Consider the following 15,877-nt stretch of genomic DNA (forward strand, 5'->3'; position numbering starts at 1 on the left):
GCTATCGGGGGCAAGTCGAATCGTCGCACCAACCCTCCCACACTCGACCGCATTCCTACAGAATAAACGCGGTCAAACTGTGGGAGGGGCCTTGCCCCCGATGCAGGCGACTCGGTCTCAGGTAATCGGCGCCGGGTTAAACAACGTGATGTCGTTATGCAGCTTGTGATGCTCCGCCCAGGTCTTTTTCTTACCGCTGGCCACATCCAGATAGAAGTGGAACAACTCCCAACCCAGCTCCTCGATACTCGCACGCCCGGTAGCGATGCGCCCGGCGTCGATATCGATGAGGTCCGGCCAGCGCTGCGCCAGCTCCGTACGGGTCGACACCTTCACCACCGGCGCCATTGCCAGCCCGTACGGCGTGCCACGCCCGGTGGTAAACACATGCAGGTTCATCCCCGCCGCCAATTGCAGCGTACCGCAGACAAAGTCGCTGGCCGGCGTCGCACAAAAAATCAGGCCCTTGCTCTTGAAGCGCTCACCCGGACCCAGCACGCCGTTGATCGCGCTGCTGCCCGACTTGACGATGGAACCCAAGGACTTCTCGACAATATTCGACAACCCGCCCTTCTTGTTGCCCGGCGTGGTATTGGCGCTGCGATCTGCTTCGCCTTTGGCCAGGTAACGGTCGTACCAGTCCATTTCCCTGACCAACTCCTCGGCAACTTCCTTTGTTTGCGCACGAGAAGTCAGCAGGTAGATGGCATCGCGTACTTCGGTCACTTCGGAAAACATAACCGTCGCCCCAGCCCGCAACAACAAGTCAGAGGCGTAACCCAGCGCGGGGTTGGCGGTGATGCCGGAAAACGCATCACTGCCGCCGCACTGCATACCCAGGATCAGTTCGGATGCCGGCACGGTTTCCCGGCGGCGCTGGTCGAGCTTCTTCAGGCGGACTTCGGCCAAGTCCATGATCTGCTCGATCATCTCGGTAAAGCCGTGGCTGGAATCCTGCAACCGATACAGCCACGGCTCGCTAAGGTCGACCGAACTGTCGTTGTCGTGCATCACCTGCCCGGCCTGCAATTTCTCGCACCCCAGGCTGATCACCAGGGCTTCGCCGCCCAGGTTCGGGTTGCGCGCCAGGTTGCGTACGGTACGGATCGGGATGTACGCATCTGTCGCCGTGATCGCCACCCCGCAGCCGTAGCTGTGGGTCAGCGCCACTACGTCATCGACGTGTGGGTACTTGGGCAGCAATTCGTCCTTGATGCGCTTGACCGCATGGTCCAGCACCCCGGTCACACACTGCACCGTGGTGGTGATGCCAAGGATGTTACGCGTGCCCACAGTACCGTCGGCGTTGCGATAGCCCTCGAAGTTAAACCCCTCCAGCGGTGCCTGGGTTTCGGGCACCTCGGTGGACAGCGGCAAGCTGTCCAGCGGTGGCGCGGTCGGCATGCGCAATTGATCTTCCTGGACCCAACTGCCGCGCGGAATCGGCGCCAGGGCGTAACCGATGGTCTGGCCGTAGCGAATAATCTGACCGCCTTCGGGGATGTCTTCCAGGGTCACTTTGTGGCTCTGGGGGATGAAATCCACGGTCACCAGGCCGTCCGGAAACTCGGTACCGGCCGGTACGCCCTGGTCATTGACCACGATCACTACGTTGTCGCGCTCGTGCAAACGAATGGAACGCGGCGAGTCGGCATGTTCAATCAACTGCATCACGGGGCCCCTCAGGAATGCGCTTCGGTTAGGTTGGTCAACTCTGGCCCCTTGGTTGGCGGCTCTTTGAGTACTACACGTTTGATCGGACCGACGATAACCAGATAGCTGAACACCGCCACCAGTGCATTGGCACCGACAAACACCAGGGCCCATTTAAAGGAACCGGTGGTGCTGATGATGTAGCCGATCACGATAGGCGTGGTGATAGAAGCCAGGTTACCGAAGGTGTTGAACAAGCCACCACTGAGACCGGCGATTTGTTTCGGCGAGGTGTCGGACACCACCGCCCAACCCAGTGCGCCAACGCCTTTGCCAAAGAAGGCCAAGGCCATGAAGCCCACCACCATCCATTCAACGTCAACGTAGTTACACGCGATGATGCTACTGGAGACCAGCAAGCCCGCGATGATCGGTGCCTTGCGGGCGAAGGTCAGGGAATGGCCTTTGCGCAGCAGGTAGTCGGAAATGACCCCACCCAACACGCCACCGATAAACCCGCAGATCGCCGGTAACGAGGCGATGAAACCGGCCTTGAGGATGGTCATGCCACGGTCCTGCACCAGGTACACCGGGAACCAGGTCAGGAAGAAGTAAGTGATGCCATTGATGCAGTACTGGCCCAGGTACACGCCTAACATCATGCGGTTGGTCAGCAACTGGCGGATGTAATCCCACTTCGGCCCGTCGGTTTTCTTACCCTTGCCTTTGTCCTGATCCATATCGACCATCGCGCCATTGGCAGCGATGTGGTTGAGCTCAGCTTCGTTGATCATCGGGTGCTGGCGCGGGCTGTGGATCACTTTCAGCCAGATCAGCGAGAACACGATGCCGATCACGCCCATCACGATAAACACGTGCTGCCAGCCAAAGCGGTAGACGATCCAGCCCATCAGCGGCGCGAACAACACCGTGGCGAAGTACTGCGCCGAGTTGAAGATCGCCGAGGCCGTACCGCGCTCGGCGGTGGGGAACCAGGCCGCCACAATCCGAGCGTTACCCGGGAAGGAAGGCGCTTCGGCCAGGCCCACCATAAAGCGCAGCATGAACAGCGCAACAACCGCGGTGGATACACCGAACTCACCGACATAGCCTTGCAGCACGGTGAACAGTGACCAGGTGAAGATGCTCAGGGCGTAGACTTTTTTCGAGCCGAATCGGTCCAGCAGCCAGCCACCGGGAATTTGCCCGGCCACGTAGGCCCAACCGAATGCAGAGAAGATATAACCGAGGGTGACCGCGTCGATGCCGAGGTCTTTCTGCAGGCTGGAGCCTGCGATGGCGATGGTGGCCCGGTCGGCGTAGTTGATCGTGGTCACCAGGAACAGCATGAGCAGGATCAAATAGCGGACGTGAGTCGGCTTGGTCGCTTGCATGTAGAAGTACTCCCACTAATTATTTTTTTTGCGGGTAATAGTTTTGTGTTTTTAGCGTGGGAGCCGGCAGGCGTCCGGCCCCCACTGGGTGCAGCGTCTTACGAGCCGATGTAGCTGGTTTTCACCACTGTGTAGAACTCTTGTGCATAGCGACCTTGCTCCCGCGAGCCATAGGACGAGCCTTTCCGGCCACCGAACGGAACGTGGTAATCCACGCCTGCCGTGGGCAGGTTGACCATCACCATCCCAGCCTGGGAGTGGCGCTTGAAGTGGTTGGCGTATTTCAACGATGTGGTCGCAATGCCCGCCGACAAACCGAATTCGGTGTCGTTGGCCATGGCCAGTGCCGCCTCGTAGTCCGCAACGCGCACAACGTTTGCCACTGGACCGAAAATTTCTTCACGGCTGATGCGCATGGCGGCTTCGCTGTCGGCAAACAGCGTCGGCGCCAAGTAGTAACCCTCGGTGTCACACGTCACCAGGCCGCCACCGCTGACCAGCCGCGCGCCTTCGCTTTGGCCAATGTCGATGTATTTCAAGTCCTGATCCAACTGAGCTTGGGAAACCACCGGACCGATGTCGGTACCGCTTTTCAACGCGTGGCCAACCTTGATCGACTTCATGCGCTCGGCCATGGCCGCGACGAACTGGTCGTGAATACCAGCGGTGACGATCAAACGGCTGGACGCGGTGCAACGCTGGCCAGTGGAGTAGAACGCGCTCTGTACCGACAGCTCGACAGCTTGCTTGAGGTCGGCGTCGTCGAGAATGATCTGCGGATTCTTGCCGCCCATTTCCAACTGCACTTTGGCCTGGCGCGACACGCAGCTGACGGCGATCTGACGGCCCACACCGACGGAGCCGGTGAAGCTGATGCCGTCGACTTTCGGGCTGTTGACCAGCACGTCACCTACCACGCGGCCGCTGCCCATCACCAGATTGAACACACCGGCAGGGAAACCGGCGCGGGAGATAATTTCTGCGAGGGCCCAGGCGCAGCCCGGTACCAGTTCGGCCGGCTTGATGACTACGCAGTTGCCGTAAGCAAGCGCCGGGGCGATCTTCCATGCAGGAATGGCGATCGGGAAGTTCCACGGCGTGATCAGGCCGACCACACCGAGTGCTTCACGGGTGACTTCAACGTTGACACCCGGGCGTACCGACGGCACGTAGTCGCCGGACAAACGCAGGCACTCACCGGCGAAGAACTTGAAAATGTTACCGGCGCGGGTCACTTCGCCGATGGCTTCAGGCAAGGTCTTGCCCTCTTCCCGGGCCAGCAGGGTGCCGAGCTCTTCACGGCGCGCGAGGATTTCGCTGCCAACTTTATCCAACGCATCATGACGCGCCTGGATACCGGACGTGGACCACGCCGGAAATGCTGCGCGGGCGGCGTCGATGGCAGCGTTGACTTGAGTGACGTCAGCCTTGGCGTATTCGCCAATGACATCAGACAACTCCGAGGGATTGAGGTTGGTGCAGTAGTCGGCGCCGGTTACCCATTGGCCGTTGATGTAGTTTTCGTAACGTTGGACTTGGGACACGAATCTTCTCCTGACGCAAAAGGCCGCTGATTACTCAGCGGCCTTGTGAATGGGTTATTGCGGACCTTGCTTGTCGATCAGCGCGGCCAGGGCTTCGTATTCTTCCGGCAGCAAGTCGGTCAGCGGCGTACGCACTGGGCCTGCGTCATAGCCAGCGATTTTTGCGCCTGCCTTGACGATACTCACGGCATAGCCGGACTTGCGGTTACGGATGTCCAGGTAAGGCAGGAAGAAGTCGTCGATGATCTTGGCGACGGTGGCGTGATCATCCTTGGCAATAGCGTGATAGAAGTCCATCGCGGTTTTCGGGATGAAGTTGAACACCGCCGAGGAGTACACCGGCACGCCCAGAGCCTTGTAGGCAGCGGCGTAAACCTCTGCAGTCGGCAGGCCGCCGAGGTAGCTGAAACGATCGCCCAAACGGCGGCGGATCGACACCATCAACTCGATATCGCCCAGGCCATCCTTGTAGCCGATCAGGTTCGGGCAGCGCTCGGCCAAACGCTCCAGCAACGGAGCGGTCAGGCGGCACACGTTACGGTTGTAGACCACCACACCGATTTTCACCGATTTGCACACCGCTTCAACGTGGGCTGCAACGCCGTCCTGACTGGCTTCGGTGAGGTAGTGCGGCAGCAACAACAGACCTTTAGCGCCCAGGCGTTCAGCCTCTTGGGCATATTCGATGGCTTGGCGTGTCGAACCGCCAACACCGGCGAGGATCGGCACGCTGGTGGCGCAAGTATCAACAGCGGTCTTTACCACTTGGGAATATTCGCTGGCCGCCAGGGAGAAAAACTCACCCGTGCCGCCTGCGGCGAACAATGCGGTGGCGCCGTAAGGGGCCAGCCATTCAAGACGCTTGATATAGCCCGCTTGGTGGAAGTCACCCTGGGCGTTGAAATCGGTCACCGGGAAAGACAGCAGACCGTGGGAGAGGATGGACTTCAGCTCTTGTGGATTCATTATTCGAACACCCTGGGTAAAGACTTTCTGTCGAAAGATTGTTGTTGGTTTTGGTGATGTCGTACGTCATCGTACAACTATAAAAAGATTCGTCAACTGCAATTCATCGGCCTTCGGTTTAAACGGTGTTGATAGAAGCGTTCTTGACGTAGGAAATTTATCCTCTATGCTCGTCAGTGCTGTATATACATACAGCTATTACGGAAGATTCCTACGACATAGCAAGGAGCTAACATGTCAGGTCTTGATCTCGTAGCACCCGAAAAAACTCAACCGATCCTGCGATTCGAAGGTGGCGAACACACCGCCATCGGCGACGACACACTGTTGCGCTTCAACACGAACGCCCCGGCGATTCCCGCCCGGCAAGTCGAACTGCACCTACCCAATGGGCTGGCACTGACTTACGGCCAAGTGATTGCCCTGGGCGGTGACTTCTATGGCATTCCTGGCAAGCCGATCAGCGATGGCGCCTCCCCTGCCGAGCGCGTGCAACGCTTCACCGCCGCCTTTAACTCGCTGGCAGTGTTGCCGGCCTCACGGGATGAAGCAGGAAAGATTCTCGCGGTGATGCAAAAGGAAATCAGCGCGGTCAATCAAGCCATTAAAGATGGCAAACAACCCCATGAAGCCTATGACGCGCTGGGTGATACGTTGTCCGAGGAATGGAACCGAATCACCGGGGGCGGCAGTACGGTATCGGCGCTGGTTCCGCTGGGCCGTTACCTGAAACTGGCGGCGGACAACGCCGATCACTTCGGCGAATGGGCGCTATCGGCCTACCTGGCGGGGCATACGGCAGCGTTGCAACAGGCCGTGATAGCGCATCAAACCGGTACCGATCAGGCACTGGAACTGGCGTATGCCATGAACAGTTTTGCTGATCACTTCTTGACCGATCTGTTTTCCGCGGGCCACTTGCGAGTGCCACGCAAGCAACTGGCGGCGGTGGTCACGCCGGGAGAGTTGGGCTCGCTGATCAGTCGCTTCATGCACGATGAAGACAGCAAATTCGGGCTGAAGGTGCGCAATGCCATAGGTGATGAGTGGCACGCCTATGGAGATAAGCGCTATTTCGATACCGTTGACGCAAACAATCGAGCACAGGTCAAACGCGCCGTTCAGGCATCCGCAGACGAGATCTTTGAGACCTTCATCAGTGGTATCGCGCCCTCCCCGGCCAACTTCAAGGCTCCACTGTATGTGCCGGATTTGAACGCAGCACAGAACCCGGCAAATAACTTTTCGCCATTGTTCAAGATGGAGGGTGACAAAGTGCTGCGCCGCAAGGACGTGAATGACCTGAACGACAAGCATTGGACCAATGATTGGTGGGGGTGGAGTACGTATTTGTTGCTTAAGGACTACAAGCCGAGTCCTCAGACCTAGACAGTACCGTTTGTCGATACTGTGATTTCTAACAGTTATGCACAGTTCATACACGAGGGATAACAAACCTCAGGGGCTAAGGCATTAGCTCCTGAGGCGATTCGCTGTAGCTCTCCTGATACCTGAAGTCGCCGCATCAGGACGTCGCCATGCCCCATTCCGAATATGCCGACAACGGAACTGACACCACGAACATCAAGAGGTCGTAACGTGGCGCAGGTTCCAGTCCGTGCTTGATTCTGCTTCTAGAACTCATACTGAGAAGAGAGGTGCTTCATGAAAACCACTGATGAAATTTTCGGCCTACTGGCATCCGGTTTCGAAGCCAGTCGGGATGAAAAAGATCAAGACTTTGATCCCGATAGGCCTTTGGCTGAGCTGATCGCTGACAAGAAAGAAAGGCTTCGGGTGATCAACTCGTCAATGACGGAGCTTCATTTACAACTGCCCGACGACGTGGCCGAGAAACCAACACTGGACGAATTGGCTGCCTATATCCAATCCAGGCAACAGTCATAGAAAAACGCTGAATGGCACATCGTCACGCTAGACACCCTGATCACCAAGCCGCCCAGTGATACCAACCAGCGGCGGCTTAATCAGCCTGCCCTTTCAGCCTCTTCATGGGCATGGCGCAGCCGTTCACGGCTGTTAGTCAGGTGCAAACGCATCGCCGCCCGCGCCGCATCTGAGTCCTGGCGGGCAATCGCCTCGTAAATCTCTTCGTGCTCACGGCTCAGGCGCCCCATGTAATGCTGTTGATCATCATGGGCCAGGCGCGCCGAATTCAAGCGGGTACGTGGAATGATGCTGGTGCCCAGGTGCGTCATGATGTCGGTGAAGTAACGGTTGCCGGTGGAGAGTGCGATTTCCAGGTGAAATGCGAAGTCTGAGGCGACGGCATCGCCGGCGTGCGCGGCGCTTTCATTCAACGCATCGAGTGCTGCACGCATCGCAGCCAACTGCTCTTCGCTACGACGCAGGGCCGCCAGGCCGGCAGACTCCACTTCCAGGCTGATACGCAACTCCAGAATCGCCAACACATCGCGCAGGGTCACGACCGTGGCGGGATCAATCCGGAAACCGCTGGGGCTCGGCGTGTCCAGCACGAAAGTGCCGATACCATGACGGGTTTCCACCTGCCCCGCCGCCTGCAAACGTGAGATGGCTTCGCGCACTACGGTGCGACTGACGCCATGGGCTTCCATGATCGCGGACTCCGTGGGCAGCTTGTCGCCCCGTTTGAGTTCGCCGTCACGGATCTGCTCAGACAGCACCGTGACCAATTCCTGGGCAAGGCTGCGGCGCTTGCGGGGAAGACGAGGGGCGGTGCTGGCGTTTTCCATGTGGAATCATCTATCTCGGTTGAGTAAAGAGGCATCATAGCCCATGGCGGTTGTACGATCACCGTTCAGTCGCGACTTTCACTTATATCCTTCACGCAAAAAAATGCCCCGACACAAATCGAGGCATTTTTCAGGCACACCCGAAGGCAAACGCCGATTACTTCACCACTTTCAGGCTAGGCCGGCCGCTAGGACGCGGTGGCTCGGCATCTGGTGGTGGCAGATCATCACCTTCTTCGCTTTCGATCGATTCGTCGCCCTCGAAAGGTGACTCCAGATCAAACACCATGCCCTGACCATTTTCCCGAGCATAAATCCCAAGAATGGCGCCAATCGGCACGTAGAGCGTGTGCGGTACACCGCCAAAACGCCCTTCGAAACTGACCGCCTCATTGTCCATGTGCAGGTGGCGCACGGCACTCGGCGATACATTGAGCACAATCTGCCCGTCACTGGCAAAACCCTGCGGTACCTGAACCGCAGGAAATTCGGAATTGACCAGCATGTGCGGGGTGCAATCGTTATCCACAATCCACTCGTAGAGCGCGCGGACCAGGTAAGGTCGACTGGAGTTCATCAACGGCTCCTTAAGCCTTAGCGCATATCGCGTTCGACACCAGACAGACTTGCCTGGAAAGCCTCACGCGCAAACTGGCGCTCCATGTAATCAAGCAGCGGCTTGGCCGGCCGCGGCAGTTCAATACCGAGAATCGGCAAACGCCAGAGTATCGGTAATAGGCAGCAATCCACCAAACTTTGTTCCTCGCTGAGGAAAAAAGGTTTATCGGCGAACAACGGCGAAACGCCGGTCAGGCTCTCGCGCAATTCCTTACGCGCCACGACACGGGCCGCCTCTTTGCTGCGCGAATCCAGAATCACATCCACCAGCCCACACCAGTCGCGCTGGATCCGATGGATCAGCAGGCGACTGTTGGCACGCGCCACCGGATATACCGGCAGCAAAGGCGGATGAGGATAACGCTCATCCAGGTATTCCATCACCACGGTCGACTCCCACAACGCCAGGTCACGATCGACCAGGGTGGGCAAGCTGCCGTAAGGGTTCACTTCGATCAGTTTTGGCGGATGACGGCCCGCCTCCACACTGATGATCTCGGCGCTGACACCCTTCTCTGCGAGCACGATACGTACTCGGTGGGAATAGTGGTCGGCGGGGTCGGAGTAACAGGCCAACCGATTGGTCACGCCCATGGCGGTCCTCCTCGCTTGTTGAAATTATCGGAAGCTCAAAAACGAGCGCGCCCAGAGAGCATCTCTGTAACGGCGGGTTAACCCGTTCGCTACGTATTCAGAGATGCCGCTGGGCGCGCAAGATTAACAGCAATTGCTTACGGTTGGATCAATGCACATCCTTCCAGTATTCGCGTTTGAGCAGATAGGCGAATACGAAGAAGAAAGCCAGGTACAGCAAGACGTAAGTACCGATGCGCTGGTGCTGCAGTTTGACCGGGTTGGCCGAGTAGGCCAGGAAGGTCACGAGGTTCTTGACCTTCTCGTCGAACTGCTCGTCAGTCAGCGAACCGGGGGTTTCGATCTTCAGTTGATCGCACGCTTCATGAGTCAAAGGCGTACCGGTCAACGGATCATATTGCTTCTTACCGTCTTCAACGACCTGGATCTGCTTGCATCCTACCACTTGCTTGCCCTGAAGGCCGACCAGAACGTTAGGCATGCCGACGTTCGGGAATACTCGGTTGTTCACGCGATAAGGCCGGGCCGGATCTTCGTAGAACGACTTCAGGTAGCCGTACAGCCAGTCGGTGCCGCGCACACGGGCTACCAGGGTCAGATCAGGCGGTGCGGCGCCGAACCAGGCCTTGGCGTCCGCAGGTTGCATACCGATATTCATGTGGTCGCCAATCTTGGCACCGGTGAACACCAGCTTATCCAACATCAGTTCGTGGGGAATGCCCAAATCATCGGCAACCCGCTCGTACCGCTGGAACTTGGCACTGTGACAGCCCATGCAATAGTTGGCGAACGTACGCGCGCCGTCTTGCATGGCAGCCTTGTCAGACACGTCGATATCGACTTTTTCCAGCTCCGGACCACCGTGCTCGGCAGCGAAGGACAGTAGCGGCAGCGCCGCAAGCATCAATGCAACGAATAATTTTTTCATCAGCCAGTCACCCTTTCCGGAACCGGTTTGGTCTTCTCAAGCCGGGTATAGAACGGCATCAGAATGAAGTAGGCGAAGTACAGGAATGTGCAGACCTGCGACAGCAACGTACGTCCAGGAGTTGGCGCTAATACGCCCAACACACCCAGGATCACGAACGAAATGCAGAACACCCACAACCAGATCTTGCTCAGCCAGCCTTTGTAGCGCATGGATTTGACCGGACTTCGATCGAGCCAAGGCAACACGAACAGCACGGCAATGGCTGCACCCATGGCGATCACGCCCATGAGCTTGTCGGGGATGGCCCGCAAGATTGCGTAGAACGGCGTGAAATACCAAACCGGGGCAATGTGCTCAGGTGTCTTGAAAGCGTTGGCCTGTTCGAAGTTCGGCTTCTCCAGGAAATAACCGCCCATCTCCGGGAAAAAGAACACGATCGAGCAGAACACGAACAAGAACACGACCACGCCGACGATGTCTTTCACGGTGTAGTACGGGTGGAATGGGATGCCATCCAGCGGGATGCCGTTCTCGTCCTTGTGCTTCTTGATGTCCACGCCGTCCGGGTTGTTAGAGCCAACTTCGTGCAACGCCAAGATGTGCAGAACCACCAAGCCTAGGATCACGATAGGCAAGGCCACCACGTGCAAGGCAAAGAAGCGGTTCAGGGTGATACCGGAGATCAGGTAGTCACCACGAATCCACTGGGTCAGATCGTTGCCGATAACCGGGATCGCGCCGAACAGCGAGATAATCACCTGGGCGCCCCAGTACGACATCTGCCCCCAAGGTAACAGGTAACCCATGAAGGCTTCGGCCATCAGCGCCAAGTAGATCAGCATGCCGAAGACCCACACTAACTCGCGGGGTTTCTGGTACGAACCGTAGAGCAGGCCACGGAACATATGCAGATACACGACGATGAAGAACATCGACGCACCCACGGCGTGTAGCAATCGAAGGATCGCTCCATGATTGACGTCACGCATGATGCCTTCAACGGAAGCAAACGCCTCCTCCGCTGACGGGGTGTAACTCATCGTCAGCCATACACCGGTCACGATCTGGTTGACCAGCACCAGAAGGGCCAGGGAGCCGAAGAAGTAGAAGAAGTTGAAGTTTTTTGGCGCGTAGTACTTGCTGAGATGGTCTTCCCACATCTTAGTGGCGGGGAAGCGCGCATCTACCCAATCCATGAACTTGCTCATCACGCGTTCTCCTTATCGAGGCCAATGACAATAAGGTCGTCAGTTTCGTAGGTATGCGGAGGCACGGGCAGGTTCAAAGGAGCAGGCTGGGACTTGTAGACACGACCGGCGAGGTCGTAGTGAGAACCGTGGCACGGGCAGAAATAGCCGCCGACCCAGTCCTTCCCCAGATCTGCCGGCGCTACTTCCGGGCGGAAGGTGGGCGAGCACCCCAGATGGGTACATAGACCAACCAGTAGCAGAATCTCTGGTTTGATCGAGCGCACTTCGTTTTTGGCGTAGGCGGGTTGGTCGGAATTCTCAGATTTTGGGTCAGACAACTGGCCTTCGATCTTTTTCAGATTCCCCAGGATTTCCTCAGTACGACGAACGATGAAGACTGGCTGGCCGCGCCACTCAGCAATCATCTGCTGGCCTGGCTCGATCTTGCTGACATTCACCTTCACCGGTGCACCTGCGGCTTTCGCCTTGGCACTGGGAAACCATGACCCCACGAACGGGACCGCAGCCCCCACCGCTCCTGCAGCACCCACCACGGATGTGGCTGCTACTAAGAAGCGACGCCGGCCTGCATTCACGCCGTCATTGCTCATTCAGTCCTCTCCCATCAGCTTTTTGGCCTGTTAAATCAGGCGTCTACTAAGTATTGAATCTTTACTTATAAAAATTTTGTCGGATGGTAATGAAAAGCCCCACGTATGACAAGGGAATTGCCCGAGGCTCTGCCTCCAGGCCTTGTAGTATAGGGGGTCTACGGATGTGGCAAGTTGTCACGGCGAAAAATCTAGATAAATCGCAGGCAATAAAAAACGCCCAGCTCCGTGAGGAGGCTGGGCGTTTTTGTGGAACGTAAAGCGAATTAACGCTTCGAGTACTGCGGACGCTTACGCGCTTTACGCAGACCGACTTTCTTACGTTCAACTTCACGAGCATCGCGAGTAACGAAGCCAGCTTTGCGCAGAGCGCCACGCAGGGTTTCGTCGTACTGCATCAGAGCGCGAGTGATACCGTGGCGAATTGCGCCAGCTTGACCACTTACACCGCCACCGATAACGGTGACATAGATGTCGAACTTCTCAACAGTCTCGGTCAGTTCCAGCGGCTGACGAACTACCATGCGGGCAGTTTCGCGACCGAAGAAATTTTCCAGAGTGCGGTTGTTGATCGAGATGTTGCCAGTGCCCGGACGCAGGAAAACGCGTGCGGTTGCGGTTTTGCGACGGCCAGTGCCGTAATTTTGAGTCGCCGACATAATGAACTATTCCGTTAAAACTTCAGTTCTTGGGGCTGCTGAGCAGCATGAGGGTGTACAGCGCCCGCATAGACTTTCAGCTTGCGAAACATATCGCGACCCAGTGGGCCCTTAGGCAGCATACCTTTGACCGCGATTTCGATCGGGGCTTCAGGCTTCTTGGAGATCAGGCCTTCGAAGTTCGAAGACTTGATACCGCCTGGGAAACCGGAGTGACGGTAGTACATTTTGTCTTGCGCTTTGTTGCCGGTAACACGTACCTGCTCAGCGTTGATGATCACGATGTAGTCACCGGTATCAACGTGAGGGGTGTACTCAGGCTTGTGCTTGCCACGCAGACGGCTGGCGACTTCAGTGGCCAGACGACCCAGGGTCTGACCAGCGGCGTCGACGACAAACCAGTCGCGCTGAACTGTTTCCGGTTTTGCAGTAAAAGTTGTCATTCTTTAATAGCCTCAGGGGCCGCCCTGTAAATTAGACGGCGGATCTTACTGAATAGTGCGTACTTTGACAAGTCAAAGGCAGCCGGATACAGACGCTATCGGGGGCTCGGGTCGGCGCGTCCGTTCAACGGCAAGATTCTTCGGCAGGCGGCGCATCACTTCCACTGCAGAAAGAGGTGGGCAATTATGCAGATTGCGAAAAAAAATTCAACCTGCTTTTATGATTGTTTTCCCCGAAGGAGTACCCGATGGATTATCGACAGCTGGGCCGTACGGATCTGAACGTGAGCGCGATAGCCTTGGGCACCATGACCTGGGGCGAGCAAAACAGCGAGGCAGAGGCCTTCGCGCAGATCGAGCGAGCCAAGGCCGCAGGGATCAACTTCCTCGACACGGCCGAAATGTACCCGGTGCCGCCCAAGGCCGACACCTATGCCACCACCGAGCGTTATATCGGTAATTACTTCAAAAGCCGTGGCGACCGTGCCGACTGGATCCTCGCCAGCAAGATCGCCGGCCCCGGCAACACCATCGACTACATCCGCGATGGCCACCTGCGCCACAACCGCAAGCACATCGTCGACGCCTTGGACGCCAGCCTCAAGCGCCTGCAAACAGACTGGATCGACCTCTATCAATTGCACTGGCCAGAGCGCAGCACCAATTTCTTCGGCCAACTGAGCTACAAGCACAAGGACGAAGACGACCTCACGCCACTGGAAGAAACCCTCGAAGCGCTGGACGAACAGGTAAAAGCCGGCAAGATTCGCCACATCGGCCTGTCCAATGAAACCCCATGGGGCACCATGAAATTCCTCGCTTTGGCCGAAGCCCGTGGCTGGCCCCGTGCAGTGTCGATCCAGAATCCCTACAACCTGCTCAACCGCAGCTTTGAAGTGGGCCTGGCGGAAGTCGCCATTCGTGAACAGTGCGGCCTGCTGGCCTACTCGCCCCTGGCATTCGGCATGCTCAGCGGGAAATACGAAGGTGGTGCACGCCCGGCGAAAGCGCGTCTGACGGAATACAGCCGTTTCAGCCGTTACTTCAACCCGCAGTCGGAAGCGGCTTGCAGCCGATATGTTGCACTGGCTCGGGAGCATGGCCTGGACCCGGCGCAGATGGCGTTGGCGTTCGTGACCCAGCAACCGTTCGTGACCAGCAACATTATTGGCGCAACGTCGCTGGAGCAACTGGACAGCAACATCGCCAGTGCTGATCTGACGCTGTCGAAGGAAGTACTGGAAGGGATTGAGGCGATTCAGAAGGATCATCCGAATCCTGCGCCTTGATTGATCTGTAGACCGCTATCGGGGGCAAGCCCCCTCCCACATTGGCATGCACTCCACATGTGGGAGGGGGCTCGCCCCCGATGACGCTCCAAGACCAGCAAAAAATCAAAGCGCCCGCGCAATGATCTCCTTCATGATCTCATTGGTTCCCGCATAAATCCGCTGCACCCGAGCATCCGCCCAGGCTCGTGCAATCGGGTACTCCCACATGAAGCCGTAACCGCCGTGCAACTGCACGCATTCGTCGAGCACCTTGCATTGCAGCTCAGTGGCCCAGTACTTAGCCATCGCAGCTGTAGGCACATCCAGCTTGCCCTCCAGGTGCAGCGCCATGCATTTATCGACAAACACTCTGCCGATCTGAATCTCAGTCGCCATCTCCGCTAACTTGAACCGCGTGTTCTGGAAATCGGCAATCGCTTTGCCGAACGCTTTGCGTTCACGGGTGTACTCCAGCGTCCATTGCAACGCAGCTTCGGCTGAGGTGATCGCGCCGATGGCCACGGTCAATCGCTCCTGGGGCAGCTCCTGCATCAAGTAGGCGAAGCCCATGCCCGCCTGGCCCAACAAGTTTTCCTTGGGCACCCGCACGTCCTGGAAGAAAAGCTCCGAGGTGTCCTGGGCCTTCATGCCGACCTTCTCCAGCCGCTTGCCCTTGGCGAAGCCGTGCGTGTCAGCCTCCACCAGAAACAGGCTGGTCCCCTTCGCGCCGGCCTTGGGATCGGTCTTGGCCACGACGATTACCAGCTCAGCCAGATAGCCGTTGGTGATAAAGGTCTTGGAGCCGTTGATCACATACTCGTCGCCATCCAGCACGGCGGTGGTCTTGACCCCTTGCAGGTCGGAACCGGCGCCCGGCTCGGTCATTGCGATGGCGGTGACCATCTCGCCGGAGATCAATTTGGGCAGGTATTTGTGCTTCAGCGCCTCACTGCCGTAATGCAGGATATAAGGCGCGACGATGTCCGAATGCAGAGAGAAACCAATACCGGTCAGGCCCAGCCGACTGATCTCCTCAATCACCACCGCACTGTAGAGAAAGTCCGCACCCAACCCGCCATACGCCTCTGGAAGATGGGAGCACAGCATCCCCGCCTCCCCTGCCTTGCTCCATAGAGTGCGGTCGATATACCCCTGTTTTTCCCATTGCCCATGGAACGGCGCGGCGTCTTTTTCGAGGAAGGTGCGCACGCTCTCGCGAAAGAGTTCGTGCTCTGGGCTGAACAAAGTTCTGGGAATCATGGGTCACC

General features: G+C 57.5%; 16 protein-coding genes. 3 read left to right on the top strand and 13 right to left on the bottom strand.

Annotation, left to right across the window (positions count from 1 at the left end; translation table 11 throughout):
* Positions 1 to 117 precede the first annotated feature (117 nt).
* From garD to kdgD, 4 genes are all read right to left on the bottom strand, one after another.
* On the bottom strand, positions 118 to 1,671 hold the full coding sequence (gene garD, locus G9Q84_RS02540) for a galactarate dehydratase (RefSeq protein ID WP_181642845.1): 1,554 nt from the start codon (positions 1,669 to 1,671) through the stop codon (positions 118 to 120).
* Between the two features lie 11 nt (positions 1,672 to 1,682).
* The gene (locus G9Q84_RS02545) at positions 1,683 to 3,047 is read right to left on the bottom strand and encodes an MFS transporter (RefSeq protein WP_032886253.1); all 1,365 of its coding nucleotides are present in this window, start codon (positions 3,045 to 3,047) and stop codon (positions 1,683 to 1,685) included.
* Positions 3,048 to 3,145: 98 nt separating this feature from the next.
* Entirely contained in the window at positions 3,146 to 4,591 is a 1,446-nt protein-coding gene (locus tag G9Q84_RS02550) for an aldehyde dehydrogenase family protein (RefSeq protein ID WP_032886252.1), read from the bottom strand.
* A gap of 54 nt (positions 4,592 to 4,645) precedes the next feature.
* On the bottom strand, positions 4,646 to 5,557 hold the full coding sequence (gene kdgD, locus G9Q84_RS02555; RefSeq protein ID WP_032886251.1) for a 5-dehydro-4-deoxyglucarate dehydratase: 912 nt from the start codon (positions 5,555 to 5,557) through the stop codon (positions 4,646 to 4,648).
* Positions 5,558 to 5,791: 234 nt separating this feature from the next.
* Here kdgD and G9Q84_RS02560 point away from each other — a divergent pair, with 234 nt between their 5' ends.
* Both G9Q84_RS02560 and G9Q84_RS02565 read left to right on the top strand, forming a co-directional pair.
* The gene (locus G9Q84_RS02560) at positions 5,792 to 6,946 is read left to right on the top strand and encodes a phospholipase (RefSeq protein ID WP_181642846.1); all 1,155 of its coding nucleotides are present in this window, start codon (positions 5,792 to 5,794) and stop codon (positions 6,944 to 6,946) included.
* Between the two features lie 276 nt (positions 6,947 to 7,222).
* Positions 7,223 to 7,465 (top strand): hypothetical protein, encoded by a 243-nt coding sequence (locus G9Q84_RS02565; RefSeq protein ID WP_032886249.1) that lies wholly within the window; start codon positions 7,223 to 7,225, stop codon positions 7,463 to 7,465.
* 80 nt (positions 7,466 to 7,545) lie between these two features.
* On the opposite strand, the gene G9Q84_RS02570 is transcribed toward G9Q84_RS02565, so the two are convergent.
* From G9Q84_RS02570 to rplM, 8 genes are all read right to left on the bottom strand, one after another.
* Positions 7,546 to 8,292: a FadR/GntR family transcriptional regulator gene (locus G9Q84_RS02570; RefSeq protein ID WP_032886248.1), complete on the bottom strand. Its 747-nt coding sequence runs from the start codon at positions 8,290 to 8,292 to the stop codon at positions 7,546 to 7,548.
* A gap of 157 nt (positions 8,293 to 8,449) precedes the next feature.
* Complete coding sequence (locus G9Q84_RS02575) at positions 8,450 to 8,869, bottom strand: ClpXP protease specificity-enhancing factor (RefSeq protein WP_181642847.1); 420 nt, start codon at positions 8,867 to 8,869, stop codon at positions 8,450 to 8,452.
* A 17-nt stretch (positions 8,870 to 8,886) separates the two neighbouring features.
* Positions 8,887 to 9,504 carry a glutathione S-transferase N-terminal domain-containing protein gene (locus tag G9Q84_RS02580; protein WP_032886246.1) on the bottom strand — a complete coding sequence of 206 codons (618 nt, stop codon included), beginning with the start codon at positions 9,502 to 9,504 and terminating at the stop codon, positions 8,887 to 8,889.
* A 148-nt stretch (positions 9,505 to 9,652) separates the two neighbouring features.
* Positions 9,653 to 10,432, bottom strand: coding sequence for a cytochrome c1 (locus tag G9Q84_RS02585; RefSeq protein ID WP_095183832.1), 780 nt, complete (start codon positions 10,430 to 10,432; stop codon positions 9,653 to 9,655).
* Positions 10,432 to 11,643: a cytochrome b gene (locus tag G9Q84_RS02590; RefSeq protein WP_122680366.1), complete on the bottom strand. Its 1,212-nt coding sequence runs from the start codon at positions 11,641 to 11,643 to the stop codon at positions 10,432 to 10,434. The genes G9Q84_RS02585 and G9Q84_RS02590 overlap by 1 nt, the downstream gene beginning before the upstream one ends.
* The gene (gene petA, locus G9Q84_RS02595) at positions 11,643 to 12,236 is read right to left on the bottom strand and encodes a ubiquinol-cytochrome c reductase iron-sulfur subunit (RefSeq protein ID WP_032886243.1); all 594 of its coding nucleotides are present in this window, start codon (positions 12,234 to 12,236) and stop codon (positions 11,643 to 11,645) included. The genes G9Q84_RS02590 and petA overlap by 1 nt, the downstream gene beginning before the upstream one ends.
* A gap of 266 nt (positions 12,237 to 12,502) precedes the next feature.
* Positions 12,503 to 12,895: a 30S ribosomal protein S9 gene (gene rpsI, locus G9Q84_RS02600; protein WP_003216038.1), complete on the bottom strand. Its 393-nt coding sequence runs from the start codon at positions 12,893 to 12,895 to the stop codon at positions 12,503 to 12,505.
* Positions 12,896 to 12,909: 14 nt separating this feature from the next.
* Positions 12,910 to 13,338 (bottom strand): 50S ribosomal protein L13, encoded by a 429-nt coding sequence (gene rplM, locus G9Q84_RS02605; protein WP_003171742.1) that lies wholly within the window; start codon positions 13,336 to 13,338, stop codon positions 12,910 to 12,912.
* Positions 13,339 to 13,586: 248 nt separating this feature from the next.
* Here rplM and G9Q84_RS02610 point away from each other — a divergent pair, with 248 nt between their 5' ends.
* Positions 13,587 to 14,627, top strand: coding sequence for an NADP(H)-dependent aldo-keto reductase (locus G9Q84_RS02610; RefSeq protein ID WP_032886242.1), 1,041 nt, complete (start codon positions 13,587 to 13,589; stop codon positions 14,625 to 14,627).
* A gap of 105 nt (positions 14,628 to 14,732) precedes the next feature.
* Here G9Q84_RS02610 and G9Q84_RS02615 read toward each other — a convergent pair whose 3' ends face one another.
* Entirely contained in the window at positions 14,733 to 15,869 is a 1,137-nt protein-coding gene (locus G9Q84_RS02615; protein WP_181642848.1) for an acyl-CoA dehydrogenase family protein, read from the bottom strand.
* Between the last annotated feature and the right edge of the window lie 8 nt (positions 15,870 to 15,877).

This window comes from Pseudomonas sivasensis, assembly GCF_013778505.1.
Classification (GTDB): domain Bacteria; phylum Pseudomonadota; class Gammaproteobacteria; order Pseudomonadales; family Pseudomonadaceae; genus Aquipseudomonas; species Aquipseudomonas sivasensis.